The 22,365-nt window shown below is 61.0% G+C and carries 22 protein-coding genes; 9 read left to right on the top strand and 13 right to left on the bottom strand.

Features of this window, described 5'->3' with window-relative positions:
* Positions 1-60 precede the first annotated feature (60 nt).
* The 8 genes from ppa to BFP95_RS00755 form a co-directional block, all read right to left on the bottom strand.
* Positions 61-588, bottom strand: a complete 528-nt coding sequence (ppa, locus tag BFP95_RS00790; protein WP_049711351.1) for an inorganic diphosphatase — start codon at positions 586-588, stop codon at positions 61-63.
* 109 nt (positions 589-697) lie between these two features.
* Complete coding sequence (locus tag BFP95_RS00785) at positions 698-1,513, bottom strand: M90 family metallopeptidase (RefSeq protein ID WP_065880421.1); 816 nt, start codon at positions 1,511-1,513, stop codon at positions 698-700.
* Between the two features lie 6 nt (positions 1,514-1,519).
* Positions 1,520-2,176, bottom strand: coding sequence for a DedA family protein (locus BFP95_RS00780; protein WP_049711353.1), 657 nt, complete (start codon positions 2,174-2,176; stop codon positions 1,520-1,522).
* 311 nt (positions 2,177-2,487) lie between these two features.
* Positions 2,488-2,946, bottom strand: coding sequence for a GNAT family N-acetyltransferase (locus tag BFP95_RS00775; RefSeq protein ID WP_049711354.1), 459 nt, complete (start codon positions 2,944-2,946; stop codon positions 2,488-2,490).
* Between the two features lie 92 nt (positions 2,947-3,038).
* Positions 3,039-3,872, bottom strand: coding sequence for an ethanolamine ammonia-lyase subunit EutC (eutC, locus tag BFP95_RS00770; protein ID WP_065908959.1), 834 nt, complete (start codon positions 3,870-3,872; stop codon positions 3,039-3,041).
* Positions 3,869-5,263, bottom strand: a complete 1,395-nt coding sequence (locus BFP95_RS00765) for an ethanolamine ammonia-lyase subunit EutB (RefSeq protein WP_065908957.1) — start codon at positions 5,261-5,263, stop codon at positions 3,869-3,871. Before BFP95_RS00765 ends, eutC begins: the two co-directional genes overlap by 4 nt.
* 63 nt (positions 5,264-5,326) lie before the next feature.
* On the bottom strand, positions 5,327-6,760 hold the full coding sequence (eat, locus tag BFP95_RS00760; RefSeq protein WP_049711357.1) for an ethanolamine permease: 1,434 nt from the start codon (positions 6,758-6,760) through the stop codon (positions 5,327-5,329).
* Between the two features lie 218 nt (positions 6,761-6,978).
* Complete coding sequence (locus tag BFP95_RS00755; RefSeq protein WP_065908955.1) at positions 6,979-8,499, bottom strand: acetaldehyde dehydrogenase ExaC; 1,521 nt, start codon at positions 8,497-8,499, stop codon at positions 6,979-6,981.
* Positions 8,500-8,772: 273 nt separating this feature from the next.
* Between BFP95_RS00755 and BFP95_RS00750 the strand changes: the two genes are divergently transcribed.
* From BFP95_RS00750 to BFP95_RS00735, 4 genes are read left to right on the top strand one after another with little or no spacing between them, the layout of a single operon-like run.
* Positions 8,773-10,680, top strand: coding sequence for a sigma-54-dependent Fis family transcriptional regulator (locus BFP95_RS00750; RefSeq protein WP_065873692.1), 1,908 nt, complete (start codon positions 8,773-8,775; stop codon positions 10,678-10,680).
* Between the two features lie 57 nt (positions 10,681-10,737).
* Positions 10,738-12,087: a UDP-N-acetylmuramate:L-alanyl-gamma-D-glutamyl-meso-diaminopimelate ligase gene (gene mpl, locus BFP95_RS00745; protein ID WP_065873691.1), complete on the top strand. Its 1,350-nt coding sequence runs from the start codon at positions 10,738-10,740 to the stop codon at positions 12,085-12,087.
* Entirely contained in the window at positions 12,084-12,713 is a 630-nt protein-coding gene (ubiX, locus tag BFP95_RS00740; RefSeq protein ID WP_017735613.1) for a flavin prenyltransferase UbiX, read from the top strand. Before mpl ends, ubiX begins: the two co-directional genes overlap by 4 nt.
* Positions 12,706-12,990, top strand: a complete 285-nt coding sequence (locus BFP95_RS00735) for a YceK/YidQ family lipoprotein (protein ID WP_065873690.1) — start codon at positions 12,706-12,708, stop codon at positions 12,988-12,990. The genes ubiX and BFP95_RS00735 overlap by 8 nt, the downstream gene beginning before the upstream one ends.
* A 290-nt stretch (positions 12,991-13,280) precedes the next feature.
* On the opposite strand, the gene BFP95_RS00730 is transcribed toward BFP95_RS00735, so the two are convergent.
* From BFP95_RS00730 to BFP95_RS00720, 3 genes are all read right to left on the bottom strand, one after another.
* Positions 13,281-13,922: an oxidoreductase gene (locus tag BFP95_RS00730; RefSeq protein WP_049711362.1), complete on the bottom strand. Its 642-nt coding sequence runs from the start codon at positions 13,920-13,922 to the stop codon at positions 13,281-13,283.
* A 29-nt stretch (positions 13,923-13,951) separates the two neighbouring features.
* Positions 13,952-15,670: a C13 family peptidase gene (locus BFP95_RS00725; protein WP_065880417.1), complete on the bottom strand. Its 1,719-nt coding sequence runs from the start codon at positions 15,668-15,670 to the stop codon at positions 13,952-13,954.
* Positions 15,671-15,774: 104 nt separating this feature from the next.
* Positions 15,775-16,230 carry a MaoC family dehydratase gene (locus BFP95_RS00720; protein WP_049711364.1) on the bottom strand — a complete coding sequence of 152 codons (456 nt, stop codon included), beginning with the start codon at positions 16,228-16,230 and terminating at the stop codon, positions 15,775-15,777.
* 160 nt (positions 16,231-16,390) lie between these two features.
* On the opposite strand from BFP95_RS00720, the gene BFP95_RS00715 reads away from it, so the two are divergent.
* The 3 genes from BFP95_RS00715 to BFP95_RS00705 are packed head-to-tail and all read left to right on the top strand — an operon-like array spanning position 16,391 to position 18,070.
* Positions 16,391-16,744 carry a CidA/LrgA family protein gene (locus BFP95_RS00715; RefSeq protein WP_065873688.1) on the top strand — a complete coding sequence of 118 codons (354 nt, stop codon included), beginning with the start codon at positions 16,391-16,393 and terminating at the stop codon, positions 16,742-16,744.
* The gene (locus BFP95_RS00710) at positions 16,741-17,457 is read left to right on the top strand and encodes an LrgB family protein (protein ID WP_065873687.1); all 717 of its coding nucleotides are present in this window, start codon (positions 16,741-16,743) and stop codon (positions 17,455-17,457) included. The genes BFP95_RS00715 and BFP95_RS00710 overlap by 4 nt, the downstream gene beginning before the upstream one ends.
* Before the next feature lie 22 nt (positions 17,458-17,479).
* On the top strand, positions 17,480-18,070 hold the full coding sequence (locus BFP95_RS00705; protein WP_065880416.1) for an LON peptidase substrate-binding domain-containing protein: 591 nt from the start codon (positions 17,480-17,482) through the stop codon (positions 18,068-18,070).
* Here the strand turns inward: BFP95_RS00705 and BFP95_RS00700 are convergent.
* On the bottom strand, positions 18,067-19,383 hold the full coding sequence (locus tag BFP95_RS00700; protein ID WP_065908953.1) for a bifunctional DedA family/phosphatase PAP2 family protein: 1,317 nt from the start codon (positions 19,381-19,383) through the stop codon (positions 18,067-18,069). The two genes, BFP95_RS00705 and BFP95_RS00700, sit on opposite strands and share 4 nt — an antisense overlap.
* 171 nt (positions 19,384-19,554) lie before the next feature.
* The gene (locus tag BFP95_RS00695) at positions 19,555-20,241 is read right to left on the bottom strand and encodes a DNA-3-methyladenine glycosylase (protein ID WP_065909025.1); all 687 of its coding nucleotides are present in this window, start codon (positions 20,239-20,241) and stop codon (positions 19,555-19,557) included.
* A gap of 174 nt (positions 20,242-20,415) precedes the next feature.
* Between BFP95_RS00695 and BFP95_RS00690 the strand changes: the two genes are divergently transcribed.
* Both BFP95_RS00690 and nadD read left to right on the top strand, forming a co-directional pair.
* On the top strand, positions 20,416-21,681 hold the full coding sequence (locus BFP95_RS00690) for a glutamate-5-semialdehyde dehydrogenase (RefSeq protein ID WP_065880415.1): 1,266 nt from the start codon (positions 20,416-20,418) through the stop codon (positions 21,679-21,681).
* Entirely contained in the window at positions 21,681-22,325 is a 645-nt protein-coding gene (gene nadD, locus BFP95_RS00685; RefSeq protein WP_049711370.1) for a nicotinate-nucleotide adenylyltransferase, read from the top strand. The genes BFP95_RS00690 and nadD overlap by 1 nt, the downstream gene beginning before the upstream one ends.
* Positions 22,326-22,365: the final 40 nt, after the last annotated feature.

Below are 22,365 nucleotides of genomic sequence, written 5' to 3'. Positions count from 1 at the left end.
ACAAAAAAAGCCCCGAATGATCGGGGCTTTTTCAATTGCCTAGGCAATGAGGAGCAGGTATCAGCCTTTGTAGGCCGCGACCGACTTCATGATTTCGGCGCGAGCGGCTTCTGCATCGCCCCAACCGTCGATCTTCACCCATTTGCCTTTTTCGAGGTCTTTGTAGTTCTCGAAGAAGTGTTTGATCTGCTCCAGCAACAGGGGCGGCAGGTCGGTGTATTCCTTCACGTCCACGTACAGCTGGGACAGCTTGTCGTGTGGCACTGCGATGACTTTGGCGTCGCCGCCGCCGTCGTCGGTCATGTTCAGGATGCCGACTGGGCGTGCGCGGATAACCGAGCCTGGGGTAACCGGGTAAGGGGTTACAACCAGCACGTCGAGGGGGTCACCGTCGTCAGCCAGGGTGTTCGGGATGAAACCGTAGTTGGCCGGGTAGAACATCGGGGTGGCCATGAAACGGTCAACGAACAGGCAGTCGCTGTCTTTGTCGATTTCGTATTTGATCGGCGCGTGGTTGGCCGGAATCTCGATGGCGACGTAGATGTCGTTCGGCAGGTCTTTGCCAGCCGGAATCTTGCTGTAGCTCATTGGGCGTTGCCCCCGTTAATTGGCCAAGAAACTTGGCCGGATTGGCCTAAAAGTGGCGGCGATTATAGGCACATTCTGACGCCGATGCCATGCGCCAGACGTCGTACGGTCATTCGCCTTGTGGCTGATAACGTGGGTCGCTGGCCTGCAGTTCGGTGAGGCGGGCCAAGGGATCCTGGCGATAAAAGCGGCTGAGTTGCGCGTACACCTGTGGATAACTGCTCACCAGCAAATCCGGGGCGCTGAAAAAATATTCGCTGGTGACGGCAAAGAATTCCGCCGGGTTTTCGGCGGCGTAGGGGTCAATCTCGGTATCGGCGTCCGGGTTGGCGTCCAGTTGGCGATTGAGGTCGTCGTAGGCGCTTTGCATCACGCTGGCCCATTCCTGCACGCGCATGTCGTTGTGCAGCGGTGGCAGGCCGTTGGCGTCGCCGTTGAGCATGTCGAGCTTGTGCGCCAGTTCGTGGATGACCAGGTTGTAGCCTTCCCAGTTACCGCTGGCGAGTACGCCGGGCCAGGCGAGGATCACTGGGCCTTGTTGCCAGGCTTCGCCGCTGTGTTCGCCGTCCCATTCGTGTTCGATGCCGCTGCTGTCGCGATGGCGCTGGGGGCTGACGAAGTCGTCGGGGTACAGCACGATTTCGTGGAAGCCTTGGTACCAATCCAGGTCGCCGAGGTTCATCAGCGGCAGTTGCGCCTGGGCGGCGAGCAGCAGGCGTTGTTCCTGATGCAGTTCGACGCCGGGCAGGGCGGTGAGGTGTTTTTCGGCAAGGAACACCACGCAGGCTTCACGCAGCCACTGGTCCTGATCGGCAGTGATGCCGTCGAGGAAGCTCAGGTGCTGGCGTACCCGCTGCCAGGTGTCATCGGCAATCGGGTGCCTGGCCAGCAAGCGCTGGCGACGCCAGGCGCTGAGGGACCACATCGGCGCTTACTGCGACTTGGCTTCGGAGGAGGAGCGGCCAAAACGGCTGCGGAATACACCAATGATCATCGGCACCAGCGACAGCAGGATGATAAACACCACCAGCAGCGACAGGTTTTTCTTGATGAACGGCACGTTGCCAAAGAAGTAGCCCAAGGTGACCAAGCCGCCCACCCAGAGGATAGTGCCCAGCACGCTGAAACCAAAGAAGCGTGCGTAGGGCATTTTCGCGATGCCGGCGACGAACGGCGCGAAGGTGCGCAGGATTGGCAGGAAGCGCGCCAGGGTCACGGTTTTGCCGCCGTGCTTGTCGTAGAAGTCGTGGGTTTTTTGCAGGTAATCGCGACGGAAGATTTTCGAGTTGGGGTTGTTGAACAAGCGTTCGCCCACCGTTCGCCCGATTACGTAGTTGGTGCTGTCGCCAAGGATCGCCGCCAGCATCAACAGGCCGCCCAGCAAGACCGGGTCCATACCACCACCTGCGGCCACGGCGCCGGCGATAAACAGCAACGAATCACCCGGCAGGAACGGCATGACCACCAAGCCGGTTTCGCAAAAAATGACCAGAAACAGAATGGCGTAGATCCACGGACCGTAATTGGTTACCAGCAGGTCGAGGTAAACATCGAGATGCAGGATAAGGTCGAGCGGGTTGAAATCCATGGATGGCACCTGTGTGAATGGCCCGGCTCTGCAGGCCTGTGCGGAAGCTCGGGTAATAAGGCTACAAGTGTATGCCGCATTTCTTACAACCCTGAAAGGTCCGCATTATACGGATAGAGCGGTGAAAAGCGTGTTGGTTTTGTAGCGGGGGATGTCGTGGCACGCGGTCCGCAGATCACCACAAATCCAAATGTGGGAGCGGGCTTGCTCGCGAAAGCGGCGGGTCAGTTATAAATAGTCTGACTGAACCAACGCTTTCGCGAGCAAGCCCGCTCCCACAGGGGAATTGTAGTGTTTGAAGTATTCAGGTTTCAGTCTTCGCTGATCGGCAACGTGTAGTTCTTGAATTCAGTGTCCTCACGGAACCCGATCGACTCATAGGTCTTCTGCGCCACTTCATTGTCACTGCTGGTCGAGACTCGCAGCCGCACCGCATGTGTCTCCTTGGCCATCTTCTTCGCCGTACGCATCAGGTTGTCCGCCACTAATTGTCGGCGCGCGTCTTCCGCCACGTAGATGTCATTAAGAATCCACACCCGCTTCAGCGACAGCGACGAATAGCTGGGGTACAGCTGGCAAAATCCAAGCAGCTTCTTGTCGTCATCGTCCGCCAGGGCCAGGTAAATCACCGACTCCTTGCGGCGCAGGCGTTTTTCCAGAAAGGCCCGCGAAGAGTCCGGGAAGGGCAAGGCGCCATAAAACTCGCGGTATTTGACGAACAACGGGGTCAACAGGTCCAGGTGTTCCAGGGTCGCTTGAGTAATCCGCATGCCAGGCCTCAACTTCCAGATTGGGTATGACCACACAAGCGGCCGTGACTCGATGCTGCCTAATGGCGTGAAAAAGCGCAATCGCCCATCAATCAGTCATCCGGTGAACTGAGCAGGAAGTTACCTTTCATCAGGTCCGGATCGTCGGATTCGATTGTCTGAACCTGCGCTTCGTCCTTGAGATTGACCCCCGACAACTGCCGACGACACGCTTCTCGCATCAGATACAGCAGGCGATGGGCCGCCATGCCGTAACTCAGCCCTTCCAGGCGTACGTTGGAGATGCAATTGCGATAGGCGTCGGTAAGGCCCACTTTGGGGTTGTAGGTGAAATACAGCCCCAGGCTGTCCGGCGAGCTGAGGCCTGGCCGTTCGCCGATCAGGATCACCACCATCCTGGCACCGAGCAATTGGCCGATTTCATCTGCCACCGCCACGCGTCCCTGTTCCACCAAAATGACGGGCGACAAAGACCAGCCTTCAGCGTGGGTTTGTTCCTCCATGCGTGTAAGAAACGGCAGGGTGTGTTTATGCACCGCCAGCGCCGATAAACCATCGGCCACCACCACCGCCAGATCCACGCCGCCGGGGTTAGCCTCGGCATGGGCGCGCAGGGTTTGGGCCGACTCATCACTGAGGCGCCGCCCCAGATCCGGGCGTTGCAGGTAGCTGTGCCGGTCGGCAGCAGCACTGTGCAGTAACAAACTATCGCGTCCGCGTTCTGCCAGTTGACTGCTCAGGCCCGCGTGATCGAAGGGCAGGTGCACCGCGTCACGCGCCTGGGCGTGAGCATACTGGAAGTCCAGTTGCGCGTTGGTGGGGATGCTGGTGCCGGTTCGGCCCAGGGCAATACGCGCCGGCGTCAGGCGGCGCAGTTCCAGCCAGGGGTTGTCAGGCAGGTCTAGTTGCACGGGCGGCTCCTTCATCCCAGTTGCGCCAAGGCTTGGCGAAACGCCGGTGGCAGGCTGTTGCCGAAGCGTACCTTGCCGTCGGCTTGCGTGAAGATGCCCATCTTCGCCAGCCACTGTTCAAACTCCGGCGCCGGTTTTAAACCCAGGGTCTGGCGGGCGTACAAGGCGTCGTGGAACGAGGTGGTCTGGTAGTTGAGCATGATGTCGTCGGAACCGGGTATGCCCATGATGAAGTTGATCCCGGCCACACCCAGCAGGGTCAGCAGGGTGTCCATGTCATCCTGGTCGGCTTCGGCGTGGTTGGTGTAGCAGATGTCGCAACCCATCGGCACGCCCAGCAGCTTGCCGCAGAAGTGGTCTTCCAGACCGGCGCGAATGATTTGCTTGCCGTTGTACAGGTACTCGGGGCCGATAAAACCGACCACAGTATTCACAAGGAATGGCTTGAAGTGCCGCGCCACCGCGTAGGCACGGGTTTCGCAGGTTTGCTGGTCGACGCCAAAGTGCGCGTTAGCCGACAAGGCACTGCCCTGGCCGGTTTCGAAATACATCAGGTTCTTGCCCAGCGTGCCGCGATTGAGGCTCAAGCCCGCGTCGTAACCTTCCTGCAGCACACTCAAGCTGATGCCGAAACTGGCGTTGGCCGCCTCGGTGCCGGCAATCGACTGGAACACCAGGTCCAACGGCACGCCGCGGTTGATCGCTTCGATGGAGGTGGTGACGTGGGTCAGCACGCAGGCCTGGGTCGGGATCTCATAGCGCTGGATAATCGCGTCGAGCATTTCCAGCATGGCGCAGATCGAGGCGATGCTGTCGGTGGCCGGGTTGATGCCGATCATGGCGTCGCCGTTGCCGTAGAGCAGGCCATCAAGGATGCTCGCCGCGATACCTGCTGGTTCGTCCGTCGGATGGTTGGGTTGCAGCCGTGTGGATAACCGCCCGCGCAGGCCCATGGTGCCGCGAAACTGCGTGACCACGCGGATCTTCTGTGCCACCAGCACCAGGTCCTGCACGCGCATGATCTTGGACACAGCGGCCGCCATTTCCGGTGTCAGCCCTGGCGCCAATGCGCGTAGGGATTGTTCATCGGCGGCGTCGCTGAGCAGCCAGTCGCGCAGGCCGCCGACGGTCAGGTGGCTGACCGCCGCAAACGCCTGTTTATCGTGGGTGTCGATGATCAGTCGGGTGACTTCGTCGCTTTCATACGGAATCAGCACTTCTTCCAGGAAGTGTTTCAGCGGGATATTCGCCAACGCCATCTGCGCGGCCACCCGTTCGCCGTCGTTCTGTGCGGCGACGCCGGCGAGAAAGTCCCCGGAGCGTGCGGGGCTGGCCTTGGCCATCACGTCCTTGAGGCTGTCGAAGCGGTAGGTTTGTGCACCTACCGCGTGGGAAAAGCTTGCCATACAGTGTCTCCTTGATGACGCGGGCCCCTGTGAACAAGGTCCCCGCGTCGAGGTTTACGGCATTTAGTGCAAGGCGGCCTCTGCGGCCTGGATCGCCGCGAATTCCTCTTCGGGCGTGCCTGCTACCAAGTGATGCCGGCTGTAGAAAGCAAAGTAAGCAATTAATACTCCATAGATGATCGCGGCGCCAATCACCACCCGTGGATCCACCAGAAAGCCCGCCACCACGGCCACGCAGGCCAGTACCAGCGCAACGCCTGACGTGAAGATGCCACCCGGCGTGCGGTACGGACGGTCCATTTTGGGGCGACGGATGCGCAGGGTGATGTGCGCGGCCATCATCAGCACGTAGGAAATCGTCGCGCCAAACACCGCCACCAGGATCAGCAAATCCCCCTGGCCGGTCAGCGACAGGCCAAAACCGATGATGCCGGGGATGACCAGCGCCAGCACCGGCGCCTTGCTTTTATTGGTCTGGGACAGTTTGCGTGGCAGGTAACCGGCGCGGGACAAGGCGAAGATCTGCCTCGAATAGGCGTAGATGATCGAGAAAAAGCTCGCAATCAGGCCGGCCAGGCCAACCAGGTTGACGAAGCTGCCCATCCAGGTGGAACCGCCGTAGGCCAAGGCCAGCGCTTCAACCAGCGGGTTGCCGGATTTGATCAGCGCGTAAGTGCCGGCGCCGCCCGGTGCGATCACCAGGATCAGCAGGGCAAAACTGGTCAGCACCACGATGGCGCCGATCAGGCCGCGCGGCAGGTCGCGTTTGGGGTTTTTGGTTTCTTCGGCGGCCAGCGGCACGCCCTCGACCGCGAGGAAAAACCAGATGGCATAGGGGATTGCCGCCCACACACCCACATAGCCGAATGGCAGGAAGGTGCTGGCGCCTTTGGCTTCGGTGACCGGGATATCCAACAGGTTGGCGACGTTGAAGTGCGGCACCATCGCCACCAGGAACACGCCCAGTGCAATCGCGGCGACGGCAGTAATCACAAACATCAGCTTCAGGGCTTCACCCACACCAAAAATATGGATGCCGATAAAGATGATGTAGAACGCCAGGTAAATCATCCAGCCGCCGATGCCGAACAGTGACTCGCAATACGCGCCGATAAACACCGCAATGGCGGCGGGGGCGATGGCGTATTCGATCAGGATCGCGGTGCCTGTGAGGAACCCGCCCCAAGGGCCAAAGGCACTGCGGGCAAAGCCGTAGCCACCGCCGGCGGTAGGGATCATCGAAGACAGCTCGGCCAGGGAGAAACACATGCACAGGTACATGGTGGCCATCAGCAAGGTGGCGAGGAACATCCCGCCCCACCCACCCTGGGCCAGGCCGAAGTTCCAGCCGGCGTAGTCGCCGGAGATGACGTAGGCAACGCCGAGGCCGACCAGCAGCACCCAGCCGGCGGCGCCTTTTTTAAGTTCGCGTTGTTGGAAGTAGTCGGTGCCGACTTTTTCGAAGTCGACGGAGGATCCAGTGGGTTCGCTAGGCATTGGAAAGTACCTTCCATTCTTATTGTTTTTAACTCGGCCTCTGTGTGCCGAATGAGGTAGCAGCTACTTGCGAAGTTCAAATGTGGGAGCTGGCTTGCCTGCGAAAGCGTTTTGTCAGTTAACACATACTTGGCTGACACACCGCTTTCGCAGGCAAGCCAGCTCCCACACTTGATCTCATTTCAAGTTGAGAGCGGGTCGCCTGCTAGGAGGCAACGTTAGAAGAAGCCAAGTGGATTAATTTCGTAACTCACCAGCAAGTTTTTAGTCTGCTGGTAATGATCCAACATCATCTTGTGCGTCTCACGCCCCACGCCGGACTTCTTGTAACCGCCGAAAGCCGCATGCGCCGGATACAGGTGGTAGCAGTTGGTCCACACGCGGCCCGCCTTGATCGCGCGGCCCATGCGGTAGGCGCGGTTGATGTCGCGGGTCCACACGCCGGCACCCAGGCCGAACTCGGTGTCGTTGGCAATCGCCAGGGCTTCGGCTTCGTCCTTGAAGGTGGTGATGCTCACCACCGGGCCGAAGATTTCTTCCTGGAACACGCGCATTTCGTTGGTGCCCTTGAGCAGGGTCGGCTGGATGTAATAACCGCCCGCCATATCGCCTTCGAGCTTCTCGACTTTACCGCCCGTGAGCAGTTGCGCGCCTTCGCCCTTGGCGATTTCCAGGTAGGACAGGATCTTGTCGAACTGCTGCTCGGACGCCTGGGCGCCGACCATGGTGTCGGTGTCGAGCGGGTCGCCGCGTTTGATCTGCTCGACTTTCTTCATGACCACTTTCATGAAGTCGTCGTAGATCGACTCTTCCACCAGCGCGCGCGATGGGCAGGTACACACTTCGCCCTGGTTGAAGAACGCCAGCACCAGACCTTCAGCGGCCTTCTCAATAAAGGATGGCTCGGCTTTCATGATGTCGGCAAAGAAGATGTTCGGCGACTTGCCGCCCAGCTCAACAGTCGACGGAATGATGTTTTCCGCAGCACATTTCATGATGTGCGAGCCCACTGGCGTAGAGCCAGTGAAGGCAATCTTGGCAATGCGCTTGCTGGTGGCCAGGGCTTCGCCGGCTTCTTTACCGAAGCCGTGCACCACGTTCAGCACGCCCGGTGGCAGCAGGTCGCCGATCAATTCCATCAGCACGTTGATGCCCAGCGGCGTTTGCTCGGCAGGCTTGAGCACCACGCAGTTGCCGGCGGCCAAGGCCGGGGCGAGTTTCCACGCGGCCATCAGCAGCGGGAAGTTCCACGGGATGATCTGACCGACCACGCCCAGCGGCTCATGGAAGTGATAGGACGCGGTGTGTTCGTTGATCTCGGCGCTGCTGCCTTCCTGGGCGCGGATGCAGCCGGCGAAGTAGCGGAAGTGGTCGGCGGCCAGCGGGATGTCGGCGTTGAGGGTTTCACGCACGGCCTTGCCGTTGTCCCAGGTTTCGGTGATGGCCAGCAGTTCGAGGTTCTGTTCGATGCGGTCGGCGATTTTCAGCAGGACCAGCGAGCGGTCCTGGGCCGAGGTCTTGCCCCAGGCGTCGGCGGCGGCATGGGCAGCGTCCAGCGCCTTGTCGATGTCTTTGGCAGTGGAGCGCGGGAATTCGGCGATAGGCTTGCCGTTGACCGGCGAGGTGTTGGTGAAATAGTTGCCGTCGACCGGCGCAACAAATTCGCCACCGATGTAGTTGCCGTACTTGGCCTTGAACGAAACGACGGCGCCTTCAGTACCGGGGTGTGCATAACGCATGGTGGGTATCTCCTGGCTTTTATGTTTATTCGGAGTGCAGCGCAGCAAGCGCGTAATAAAGCGTAGAGCAAAGGTCGGGCCACCGCTTTGCACGCCAGGTAAATCAAAGGGTTGGGCATTGTTGCAAGGCGTTGCTGTAGCAGGGTTGATACAGGTGATGTGACAGTTTGTGCCACAAACGGTACAGCCTGTGACCGGTGGGTCGGCCCGGGATTGCAATGCCTGGATGGCTGGGGGATGCTGGGCGTTCTCACGCAGGGAGAATAATAAGAAATGCACAACGATCAATTCAGTCGCCATGCCCAACAAGTTTTGACCGTGGCGCATGGCCGCGACCCGTCCAGCGATCCTTCCATCGCTCGCTCCTGGCTGCGTTGCCTGGAGGACTACCACCTTGACCCTGCGCAAACCATTGCCCCCACTGTGCTCGAACACGGCCGCTTGCTGGAAAGCCGCGAACGCCTGCAGCAGGTGCTGCACATCGCCGGCAGCGAGATGAACAGCCTGCACCAGCAACTCTCCGGTGCCGGGCATGCGGTGTTACTGACTGACGCGCGCGGGGTGATCCTCAACTGCGTCACTGCGCCGTCGGAGCGCAAGATTTTCGAGCGCGCCGGGCTGTGGCTGGGCGCCGATTGGAGCGAAGCCTGCGAAGGCACCAATGGCATCGGCACCTGCCTGGTGGAGCGCCAGTCCCTGACCATTCACCGCGATGAGCATTTTCGTGGGCGCCACACGGGCCTGACCTGTTCGGCCAGCCCGGTGTTCGACCCACATGGCGATCTGCTAGCCGTGTTGGACGTGTCCTCGGCGCGGGAAGCGGTGTCGCGCCAGAGCCAGTTCCACACCATGGCGCTGGTAAACCTGTCGGCGAAGATGATCGAGAGTTGCTACTTCCTGCGTCACTTTGAACACCACTGGCTGCTGCGCTTCCACTTGCAGGCGGAGTCGGTCGGGTTGTTCAGCGAAGGCCTGCTGGCGTTCGATGGCGAGGGGCGGATTTGTGCGGTCAACCAGAGTGCGCTGAACCTGTTGGGGCAACTGCGTGGCCATTTGCTCGGGCAGCCGGTGGAGGCGTTTTTCGAGTGCTCCCTGGATCAGTTGCTCGGTCGCGCCAGCGCGAATGCCACCGCCAGTTGGCCGTTGCGTACCCGTGATGGTCGGCATTTGTTCGCGGCGTTGCGCGGCCAGGCGCGCAGCGCGCCGTCGCCCGTTGCCAAACCTGTTGTGGTGGCGCGGCCGCAACTGCCTGGTATCTGCCTGGGCGACCCGGCGCTGCAACAGGATTTCAGCAAGGCGCTGCGCGTGTTTGAGCGCGATGTGCCGTTGCTGATCAATGGCGAAACCGGCTCCGGCAAAGAGGCCTTCGCCAAGGCTGTGCACCTGGCCAGCCAGCGTGCCGACAAAGCGTTTGTTGCGCTCAACTGTGCGGCGATTCCGGAAAGCCTGATTGAAAGCGAGCTGTTCGGCTATCGCGGTGGCAGCTTTACCGGCGCGCGCAAAGAGGGCATGCAAGGCAAGCTGCAGCAAGCCGACGGCGGCACGTTGTTCCTGGATGAAATCGGCGATATGCCCCTGGCGTTGCAAACCCGGCTATTAAGGGTGCTGGAGGATCGGCTGGTGGTGCCGCTCGGCGGTGAGCCCTTGGCGGTGAACGTCAGAATCATCAGCGCGACCCACCGCAATCTCCTGGAACGTGTGCAGGAAGGTAGTTTCCGCGAGGACTTGTACTACCGGCTCAATGGTCTGGAAGTTGGGTTGCCGCCTTTGCGCGAGCGCAGTGACACATCCCAGTTGCTCGATTTTCTGCTGGCGCAGGAAGCCAACGGTGAGGCCGTATCGCTCGACCCGGCGGCGCGTGGGGCGCTGCTGGCATTCGCGTGGCCGGGAAATGTGCGCCAACTTCGCACGGTATTGCGCACGCTGGTGGCGTTGTGCGACGAGGGGCGTGTCGGCCTTGAGGACTTGCCCGCGCAGATTCGCCAGGCCCGTCCCGTGGCAGCCGCGCAGGCCACGCTTGTGGAATCGCCACTGGAAGACGCCGAACGCCTCGCACTGCTTACGGCGTTGCAGCAACAGCGCTGGCACATGACGCACACAGCGGAGCAGTTGGGTGTGAGCCGCAACACGCTGTATAGAAAGCTGCGCCGGCACGGCATCGCGCGCCACGCCCTCAGCTAAAAGGTGCGATTTTCGCCCCCCTGCGCTAACCTGCCTCGATGTTTTACGAGGTCGACTATGCACATTCATATTCTCGGTATTTGCGGCACGTTCATGGGCTCGATGGCAGTACTGGCCAAAGAGCTGGGCCATCACGTGACAGGCTCCGATGCCAACGTTTACCCGCCCATGAGCACGCAACTCGAGGCCCAGGGCATCGAGCTGACCCAAGGCTACGACCCGTCGCAATTCGACCCGGTCCCGGACCTGGTGGTGATCGGTAACGCCATGTCCCGTGGCAACCCGGCGGTCGAATACGTACTCAATAAAGGTTTGCCCTATGTGTCTGGCCCGCAATGGCTGGCGGACCATGTGCTGCAAGGCCGTTGGGTGCTCGCGGTTGCCGGCACCCACGGCAAAACCACCACCAGCAGCATGCTGGCCTGGGTGCTGGAGCATGCGGGCATGAGCCCGGGGTTCCTGATCGGCGGCGTGCCGCAGAACTTCTCGGTGTCGGCGCGCCTGGGCGATACGCCGTTCTTCGTGATCGAGGCGGATGAATACGACAGCGCCTTCTTCGACAAGCGCTCCAAGTTCGTTCACTACCGCCCGCGCACGGCGATCCTGAACAACCTGGAGTTCGATCACGCGGACATCTTCCCCGATCTGCTAGCCATCGAGCGTCAGTTCCACCATTTGGTGCGCACCATTCCGAGCGAAGGCCTGGTGATCCACCCGACCACCGAACCGGCGTTGCAGCGCGTGATCGACATGGGCTGCTGGACCCCGGTGCAAACCACTGGCGTGGGCGGGCAATGGCAGGTCAAGCTGCTCAGCGAAGACGGTTCCCGATTTGAAGTGCTGTTCGACGGCGAAGCCCAGGGCATTGTCGATTGGGACATGACCGGCCAGCACAACGTCGCCAACGCCTTGGTTACCCTGGCTGCCGCGCGGCATGTGGGCGTGGTGCCTTCCATGGGCATTGCCGCGTTGAGTGCTTTCAAAAGCGTGAAGCGCCGTATGGAAAAAGTCGCCGACGTGAATGGCATTACCATCTACGACGACTTTGCCCACCACCCAACGGCCATTGCTACTACGTTGGACGGCCTGCGCAAGCGTGTCGGTGATGCGCCGATCATTGCGATTATCGAACCGCGTTCCAATTCCATGAAGCTCGGCGCGCACCGCGATGGCCTGCCGGAAAGCGTCAACGATGCCGACGAGGCCGTCTGGTACGCGCCGGCCAATCTCGGCTGGGACCTGCCGGCGATTGCCGCGCTGTGCACGGTGCCCTCCACCGTGTGTGATTCCATCGAAGGCATCATTGAGCACGTCAAGCAACAGGCCAAACCCGGCACGCATGTGGTGGTCATGAGCAACGGCGGCTTCGGTGGCCTGCACGGTAAGCTGGCCGAGGCGCTGAAATGAGCGGGCCGGAACGCGTCACCCTGGCGATGACCGGTGCGTCCGGCGCGCCCTATGGTTTGCGCCTGCTGGATTGCCTGGTGCGCGAAGACCGTGAGGTGCACTTCCTGATCTCCAAGGCCGCGCAGTTGGTGATGGCCACCGAGACCGACGTGGCGCTGCCACCCAAGGTGCAGATGATGCAGGCCTTCCTCACCGAGTACACCGGTGCGGCGGCGGGGCAGATCAAGGTTTACGGTAAAGAGGACTGGATGTCGCCCGTGGCCTCCGGCTCCGGTGCGCCGGCGGCCATGGTGGTGGTGCCGTGTTCTACGGGCACCTTGTCTGCGATTGCCACGGGTGCCTGCAACAACTTGATTGAACGCGCGGCAGACGTGACGTTGAAGGAGCGCAGGCAGTTGATCCTAGTGCCCCGTGAAGCGCCGTATTCGAGCATTCACCTGGAGCACATGCTCAAGTTGTCGAACATGGGCGTGACGATTTTGCCGGCCTCGCCCGGTTTTTATCACCAGCCGCAGACCATCGATGACTTGGTGGATTTTGTGGTGGCGCGCATTCTCAACCTGCTGAATATCCCTCAGGACATGCTGCCGCGTTGGGGTGAGCATCATTTGAGCAGTGATGAATAAGGCGCTGCTGATCGTACTGGCGTTGCATCTGACGGGCTGCGCCACTGCCCGCACGCTGGATGCGGCAAAGCCAGGCGCGCCGGTGGTGTATGCCGGTACGCGTCTGGATTTGTATGCGATGAATGGGGGTTGCTGCGCCAAGGATAGGTTTGGTGCCGAGGCGCCGAGCTACCCCGGTGTGGATCTGCCGGCGAGTGCGTTGCTCGATACGCTGTTGTTGCCGCTGTCGGTGTTGACGGTGTTGGGCGTTGGCTTCAATGCCACAGGCGGCCTATAGAGGTGTATTGCTTGTGCTGGCCTCATCGCAGGCAAGCCAGCTCCCACATTTAGAACTGTGTGAACCCGATCAAATGTGGGAGCGGGCTTGCCCGCGATGAGCATAAGTATCTACACATCTTCAAAGTGAAATTGCGTAGCAGCTGTCGAGCCCTGGCGAGGCTGCGTCAGCGGTGTGTCAGACAGCCCGCAAACGCAGCCTCGCCGGGGCTCGACAGCTGCTACGCAGAGGGCTCCCTCAAGATGTGTAGATACCTATGCCGCGATGAGGCCCTTGTGTTCACCACAGAACTACTTGCCCAGCTTGCGCAACTCATCCGACTCCACCACTCGCACCCCATCCTGCTCTTCCAGCGCCAGGCGCCACATGGCGCGGGCCAGTTCGCACACTTCAATGCCGCGGTATTTGCCCGGAATCAGTCGCGACAACGGTCCGGCCAGTTGTTCGGCCAAGCGCGGCTCCAGCCTTTCCCCGAGTAACAGCGAAGGGCGCACGATGGTCAGTTGTGGCCAATCCTGGGCCTTCAGCGCCTCTTCCATTTCACCTTTGACGCGGTTGTAGAAGATCGAAGATTTCGGGTCGGCGCCAATCGCGCTGATCACGATCAGGTGCCGCGCGCCCAGTTCCCGTGCGCGTTTGGCGAAAGCCACGACCATGTCCAGGTCGACCGCGCGGAAGGCGGCTTCGGAGCCCGCTTGTTTGATGGTGGTGCCCAGGCAGCAGAAGGCGATATCCACCTGGCCGCTCAGTTGCGGCAGGAACACCGCCGGGTCGCCCACCGGGTTTTCCAGGTGCGGGTGTTCGGCCAGTGGCTTGCGGGTGGGTGCCAGCACGCGGGTCACGGTGGGTTCGTTGAGCAGGCGGTCGAGCAGGTGTTCGCCGGTGAGGCCAGAGGCGCCAGCGAGCAAGATATGCTGCGGAGTCAGGTACATGGTGTTTCCCCCTTGTTACACGTTACAGCTTAGTTGCCTTTGGCTTCCTTGCTATTCATTGAGACGCTTTCGAGCGCCTTTCGTGCCTGCTGCTTACGTAATAATTGCCAATGGGCGATGACGCCCTTGGGAGCCCAGATCTGCGGTTCGGAGGCTTCGAAGCTGTCCGCCTGCTCGCGCTCGGCCACATGCAGTTGCGCCAGCTTGAAGGCTTGCTGCAGGTCGTCGGTCTGGTTGAAGGCTTGGGCGAAGAGGGCGTCGCCGAAGTAGGTGAAGTCGGCTTCCTCGGAACAACCGAAGGACACACGGTCGGCCCGCGAGGCGGTCATGATCAGCGTGCGCTCATCTTTCAGTGCCGGGATGAAGCCGCCGGAGTAGCAGGCGGAAATCACCACGATCTTGTCGCGGTTCTTCAACGGCGCCATCACGGCGGCCAGTTCATCGGCAGGCAGGTCCGCCAGCTCCATGCGCGGTTGGTCCAGCACCAGTTCGTGTTCGTGGGTGCCGTGGCTGGTCATGTAGATAAACACCAAGTCTTCCGGCCCGGTGCGTTCGGCCAGGGTTTGCACGGCGCGACGCAGGCTTTCGCGGGTGGCCAGTGGGCGGTCGGCGATGTGGTCGCGGTGATTGACCAGGCGAATCTGCCCACGCGCGCCGAAACGCGTTGCGAGCAGGTTGCTGACGTAATCGGCCTCGCGCAGGAACACGCTCTGTTTGCCGTCACCGGCCACAGCCAGGGTGTACAGCTCCACGGCGGGCGTGGAGGCGGGCACTTCGGCGAGGGCGGTATCCAGCAGGCGGCCCTGGGCCAGCACACCGATTTCCAGTGGGTCGGGCAATAATTTGCCGTCGGCATCACGCACGCGCATGCCATTGACCCACGTGCCGGCCTGTACGGTGCCATCGGTGAGGACGAGGGTGCCTTTGCCTTGATAGCTGTCGCTGTCGAAGCCGCCGATATAGAAGCTGCCGTCGGTGAGGTTCAGGCGGCCTTCACCGGTAAAGCGCCAGTCGCTGAACTGACCCACATAGTGGCTGCCATCGACGCCAATCAATTCGCCCTTGCCGCTGAGCGCACCTTCCTTGAACTGGCCGATCCACACGTCGCCGTCGGCGTTCTCATAGCGGCCCTTGCCGTTGAGCTGGTTCTGTTTGAACTGGCCGACATAGATGTCGCCGTCGGCGCTGTTGAACGTGCCGTTGCCCTCCAGTTGGCCATCGACGAAATGGCCGCTGAACTGGTTGCCACTGTCATCGTTGCGCTGGCCTTCGCCATTCGGCTTGCCGTGGGCAAACTGGCCCTGGTACTGGCTGCCGTCGGCCAGTTCCAGGCGACCGAGGCCGGAATACTGGTCGTCCTTGAATTCACCGCGATAGGTCATCTGCCCCTCTTTGAGGGTGCCTTCGCCGTTGCGTCGCCCGTTCTTGAAACCGCCCACATAGTGGCTGCCCGCCGTGGTCAGGCTGCCCTGGCCGTCGAACAGACCCTGTTTGAACTGACCTTTATAGACTTCGCCATTGCTGCCATGCCATTCGCCCTGGCCGTGCCATTGACCTTTGTCGAACTGGCCGGCGTACCAGCTGCCATTGGGGTAGTCCACACGGCCCTGGCCTTGCAGCAAACCATTGACCACATCGCCCCGATAGCGGCCGCCGTCGGGCAGGCGCGCATCGGGCGGCAACAGCGATTCGCCGTCTCCGCAAGCGGTGAGCAACAGGGCAAGGGCAAGGGGAGCGAGTGGGCGCATAGCGGGATCCGGGTAATTGAACGCCGAGTATGCCGCAGCCGCGAGTTTCATACATAAATTTACATACACTGTGGTGAGGTTTTACCCCCCACCACAGGCAAGGCTTACACGAAGCAGAGTGACAGCGACTCGGCAATGTAGGCGGGTTTTTCCTGGCCTTCGATTTCCAGGGTGGCCGTGGCCTTGAACAGCCATTGGCCAGGCTTTTTCTCGGTGACGTCGGTCAGGGTCACGTTCAGGCGCACCTTGGAATTAACCTTCACCGGCTGGATAAAGCGCACGCTGTCCAGGCCATAGTTGACTGCCATCTTCAGGCCTTCAGGCATGATCAGGATGTCTTCCATCAGCTTGGGCATCAGCGACAACGACAGGAAACCGTGGGCGATGGTGCTGCCGAACGGTGTTTGCGCGGCCTTGACCGGGTCGACGTGGATGAACTGATGATCGCCAGTGGCCTCTGCGAACAGGTTGATGCGCGCCTGGTCGATGGTGAGCCATTCGGAACGTCCCAGTTCCTTGCCGACATAATCGTTGAGCTGCGCTACGGGTACATAGGGCATTGCGTCTCTCCTTGGTTCATCGGTTTTTATCAGTAGGCGAACTTCAATGTAGATCATCATGGGCAACAGGTCGGGTCAACCCACCATGCTTTTGGCGAATGCCTGAGCATACGGCGGGCATGCTTATAATGCCGATACGTTTTGAGGGGGGAGAAAACGGATGCTGTTACGCGGTCTGACATGGCTGGTGCTGTTTCAATTGATCGGCACGGCACTCAATCATTTGCTGCTGCCGGTACTGCCGGGGCCGATCATCGGCCTGTTGCTGATGCTGGGTTACCTGGTGTGGCGCGGCGAAGTCGGCGAGCCCCTGAGCCTGGCGGCCAGCAGCCTGTTGCGTTACCTGCCGTTACTGCTGGTGCCGCCGGCGGTGGGGGTAATGGTGTATGCCAAGGACATTGCCGCTGATTTCTGGGCGATTGTCGGCGCGCTGGTATTGTCGCTGGTGACCGCCATGGCGTTTGTCGGCGTGCTGATGCAGCAGATGGTCAAGCGCAAGGAGAAGGACCAATGACCTTCGACTGGCAGGGCGCGTGGACGGCGGTGATTCATCACCCCTTGTTCGGCATTGGCATTACCCTCGGTGCCTATCAACTGGTGTTGGCAGGGTTCGAGAAAACCCGTTGGGTCTTCCTGCAACCGGTGCTGGTCTCCATGCTGTTGGTGATCGGCGTGTTGCTCTCCTGTGGCCTGAGCTACGCCGAATACCGCAAGAGCACCGAGATCATGGGCATCCTGCTCGGCCCGGCGACGGTGGCCTTGGCCGTGCCGCTGTATTTGAACCTGCGGCGGATTCGCCAATTGTTCTGGCCGATTTTTACTACGCTGGTGGTAGGCGGGGTGTTGGCCACCGGCCTGTGTGTGCTGCTGGGCTGGTGGTTTGGCGCCGAGCACATGATGTTGATGACCATGGCGCCCAAGTCGGTGACCTCGCCGATTGCCATGCTGGTGGCCGAGCAGATCGGCGGCGTGGCGGCGTTGGCGGCGGTGTTTGTGCTGATCACCGGGGTGGTGGGGGCGATGGTCGGCCCGTCACTGCTTTCACGCTTGGGCGTGTACAGCCCCGAAGCGCGTGGCATGGCCCTGGGCATGACTGCCCACGCCGTCGGCACTTCGGTGGCCCTGCAGGAAAGCGAAGAGTGCGGCGCCTTTGCGGCGCTGGCCATGAGTCTGATGGGCGTAGCCACGGCGGTGTTCCTGCCGCTGGCTGTGTCGGTGATCGTTTAAATCGGGTTTAAGGAAACCTTTTATGAGTCTGGCGCTGTTCCCGCTCAATACCGTGCTGTTCCCTGGCTGCACCCTCGACCTGCAACTGTTCGAGGCGCGCTACTTGGACATGATCAGCCGCTGCATGAAAAAGGGCGAAAGCTTCGGCGTGGTGTGCATCCTCGACGGCAGGGAAGTGGGCATGGCGCCGGACGGCTACGCGCTGATCGGCTGTGAAGCGCTGATTCGCGACTTCAAGCAGCAGGACAACGGCCTGCTGGGGATTCGAGTTGAAGGCGGCCGCAGGTTCCGCGTACGGGATGCGGGCGTGCAGAGGGACCAATTGCTGGTGGCCGACGTGCAATGGCTCGAAGAACTGCCAGACCAACCGCTGGAAGAAGAGGACGCCGACCTGCTGGCGCTGCTGCAGGCGTTGGCCGAGCACCCCTTGGTTGCTTCGCTGGACATGGATGCGCACGCCGAGGGGCAGCAAGCCTTGGGCAATCAGTTGGCGTATCTGCTGCCCTTCACCGACGCCGACAAGATCGACCTGCTGCAACTCGACGACCCGCAGCAGCGCCTGGATGCGATCCAGATGCTGCTCGATGAGTTGCAGGGTGAGCTGTTCACTTAATAGGCGTAGCGCAGCAGAGCATGCGGCGTGCCGGTGATTGCGATGAAACTCAGCACCGCAATCAGCGCCGGCAACAGCAGCCACCAGGTTTTTTGTGACATGGCGGGCAGCGGGCTTCGGTACTCGCTGATGCCCAGGCTGAACGCACACACCGTCATCGCCAGCAGTGTGCCGGCCAGGATGTCCGTGGGCCAATGCGCGCCGAGGTAGACCCGCGACAGCGCGATAAATGCAGCCGGAATACAGCCCAGCAGCATCCAGGTCAGGCGCAGCCGTGTGGGTTGCCCGCGACCGGCCAGGATCGCCAGGGCCAGGAAAAACGCGAACGCGCCGGACGCATGGCCGCTGGGCATGCTGAAGCTGGTCAAAGGGTCTGTCAGGATTTCTGGCCGCCCGCGAGCGAAAAACAGCTTGGTCCCGGTGTTGATCACCGCCGCTCCGGCCAGCGTTACGCCGACAAACACCGCATGGCGCCATTGGCGTGCCAATAGCAGCAGGCCGGTGAACACGGCGCTGGCGAAAAACATCTTCTTGAATTCACCCAATTGGGTGATGCGCACCATCACTTCATCCAGCCAAGGGCTGCGATGCTCCTGCACCAGGGCGGTCAGGCCATGGTCGAAGTTGTCCAGAGAGTGGTAGCCGATAAACAGCGCGATCAACAGCACCAGGCTGGCGCAACCAATCCACAAGGTAGCGCGACGATGGCCGCGCAAGCTGCTGTTCAAGCTCAGCCCGATCAGTACGGCCAGGCATCCTGCGACCACTGCGGCCTCGGGCCAGAACCCCTCGGGCAGAGGCAAGCGGAAGGCGGCGCCGGTCGCCCATCCCGGCAGCAGATAGGCCACCGACCAGCCCGCTGCCGCCACGATGCTCACCACCGCAAAGCGCGGAAATGGCATGTCGCACATGCCCGCCACCATCGGCAGCATAGGGCGCAATGGGCCGATGAAGCGTCCGACCAGCAGGCTGGCAATGCCGTACTTGTGGAAGTAGGTTTCAGCGCCGTTCATCCATTCAGGGTGGTGACGCAAGCCGGGCAAGCGCCGGATGTTCTGGTGGAAATGTCGACCCAGAAAGTAGGAAACCCCGTCACCGAGCAGACCGCCCAGGAAACCCAGCAGCAAGGTTTCACTCAGGGACAGCGCGCCGCTGCCGGCGAGTGCGGCAATAGCAAACAACAATACCGTGCCAGGCACGATCAGCCCGGCGATGGCCAGACACTCCACGCAGGCGACGATAAACACCGCCACCGCCAGCCATTCGGGGTTGAGGGTCAACCAGCCGGTAATGCTATCGAGCCATTGGCCCATACAATCCACTCCATCTATGTAATCCATAACCCCAAACACTAGAGATCAAACTGTGGGAGCTGGCTTGCCTGCGATGACGGTGTTTAGGCAAACATTTCAGTTGCCTGATCCGCCGCTATCGCAGGCAAGCCAGCTCCCACATGGGATCTGCTGTGCTGCCGGTTTTTGTGTTCAATCAATCAAAAAATAATCGCGACCTTCGACCTGGCCCCGGCGCAGCGGGTTCCGTGTGCAATAAGGCGCATAGCCAGCATCCACAAAGCGATACATCAGGTGTTCATCGCGCCCGCTCGGAATACCCAGGCGGGTGGTTTGGATGATTTGCGTCGGTGTTTGCCCAACATCCTCGACGTAGAGCAACTCCTGATCGAAGCGCTTGGCATCCCACATCGGCACTTTCAGCCCCAAGGCTTTACACAGTAAGGTTTGGCCAGCGCACAGCTTTTGAGCGGCGCGCGGGCTGCCGTCGGCATTCGGGTTGTTCAACAGCATCTGCGCCAGGCTTTCGGGGCCGGACAACGCGTCGACCCACGGATACGCCGATTTGATCAACACGGCATTGCCCGGTCCATGAGCGCTGAAGTTCAGGGAGTCGCCACCACGGGCGTAGTACATGTAGATATGGCCACCATCCAGAAACAATGCCTTACGCTTTTCTGTGTAGCCCAATGAAGCGTGACTGCCTTTTTCGGCCACGTAATAGGCTTCGGTTTCAATAATTCGTGCCGAAAGCCAGGTTTCGCCGACACGATGGCGGATGACTTTTCCGAGCAATGCTTGCGCAAGAACTTGCGCATCGCGGTCGAAGAAGCTGTCGGGCAGGGGGCTGGCGGGGAGTAGGGGTGATGAGCTGGGCATGGCAGTCAGGGTAAATACGGCTAAATGTGACGGAATCATAACAACTCCCACCTTAATTACCGCTGAACCCCAGATTTTTACAGTTCATTTCGACCATCCGCCCCTCACCGCTGTCAGTCGGGCGGCGTCACAGCTATAATCTGCCGCTTTCCTCCCTGCCAAGACTCCCTGACCATGACTGAGTCCGTTCTTGACTACATGACCCGCCTGGGTCGCGCTGCCCGTCAGGCCTCGCGGTTGATCGCCCGTGCGAGCACTGCGCAGAAGAACCGTGCCCTGTTGGCTGCCGCCGACGCTCTGGATGCTTCGCGCTCCGAGCTCGCCACTGCCAACGAACTGGACCTGGCCAACGGCCGCGCCAATGGCCTGGAGCCAGCCCTGCTGGACCGCCTGGCGCTGACCCCGGCACGTATTGACGACATGATCGAAGGTTTGCGTCAGGTGGCCAAGCTGCCTGACCCCATCGGCGAAATCCGCGACATGCGTTACCTGCCGTCCGGCATCCAGGTCGGCAAGATGCGCGTGCCGCTGGGCGTGATCGGCATCATTTATGAGTCGCGTCCGAACGTGACCATCGACGCCGCGAGCCTGTGCCTCAAGTCCGGCAACGCCACCATCCTGCGTGGCGGTTCCGAGGCGATCAATTCCAACCGTGCCATTGCAGCGTGCATTCAGCAGGGCTTGGCCGTGGCCGAGTTGCCTGCCGAAGTGGTGCAAGTGGTGGAGACCACCGACCGTGCCGCCGTGGGCGCGTTGATCACCATGCCGGAATTTGTCGACGTGATCGTGCCACGTGGTGGCAAAAGCCTGATCGAGCGCGTCAGCCGCGATGCCAAGGTGCCAGTCATCAAGCACCTGGACGGCGTGTGCCACGTGTACATCGACATCGCCGCCGACATCGACAAGGCGATCCGCATCGCCGACAACGCCAAGACTCACCGCTACGCCCCGTGCAACACAATGGAAACCCTGCTGGTGCACGTCGGCATTGCCGAGCGCGTGCTGCCGCCGCTGGCTGCCATCTACCGCGACAAGGGCGTGGAACTGCGTGGTTGTGTGCGTACCCGTGCGCTGTTGGGCGCGGACGTAATCGAAGCGACCGAGCTGGATTGGTACACCGAATACACGGCGCCGATCCTGTCGATCAAGATCGTTGATGACCTGGACGAGGCCATCGAGCACATCAACACCTACGGCTCCAAGCACACCGACGCCATTGTTTCCGAGCATTTCAGCGATGCCCGGCGTTTCCTCAACGAAGTGGATTCCGCCTCGGTAATGATCAACGCCTCGACGCGTTTTGCCGACGGCTTCGAATATGGCCTGGGGGCGGAGATCGGTATTTCCACTGATAAGCTGCACGCCCGTGGCCCGGTTGGGCTGGAAGGCCTGACCAGCGAGAAGTACGTGGTGTTCGGCGACGGTCATGTGCGCACTTGATGGCTAAACGCATCGGGCTGCTCGGCGGTACCTTCGACCCCGTGCACATCGGCCATTTGCGCAGCGCCCTGGAAGTCGCGGATGCCCTCGCGCTGGACGAGCTGCGGGTGATGCCCAACGCCCGGCCGCCGCATCGCGATACGCCGCAGGTGTCACCCCAGCAGCGCCTGGAAATGGTGCGCCTGGCCGTGGAAGGTATCTCGCCGCTGGTGGTGGACGACCATGAGCTCAAGCGCGATAAACCGTCCTACACTGTTGACACCCTGGAGCTGATGCGCGCCGAGTTGGCCGCGGATGACCAGTTGTTTCTGCTTTTGGGCTGGGACGCTTTTTGCGGCCTGCCCTCTTGGCATCGCTGGGAGGAACTCCTCCAGCATTGCCACATCCTGGTTTTGCAACGCCCGGATGCCGACAGCGAACCGCCGGATGCCTTGCGCAACCTGCTGGCCGCGCGGTCGGTAAGTGACCCCTTGGCCCTGACCGGGCCGAACGGGAATATTGCATTCGTCTGGCAGACCCCGCTTGCGGTGTCCGCCACCCAGATCCGTCAACTGCTGGCCAGCGGGAAGTCGGTACGTTTCCTGGTGCCTGACGCGGTCCTGGCCTACATCGATGCGCACGGGCTTTACCGTGCGTCGAACTGAAAAGGCGCGCTTGAACGTACGCACAGTCGTACAGCGAGCG

Origin of the sequence: Pseudomonas sp. 58 R 12 (genome assembly GCF_900005865.1) — a bacterium.
GTDB classification, from domain to species: Bacteria; Pseudomonadota; Gammaproteobacteria; order Pseudomonadales; family Pseudomonadaceae; genus Aquipseudomonas; species Aquipseudomonas tritici.
This window is presented reverse-complemented; position numbering and strand designations above follow the sequence as displayed.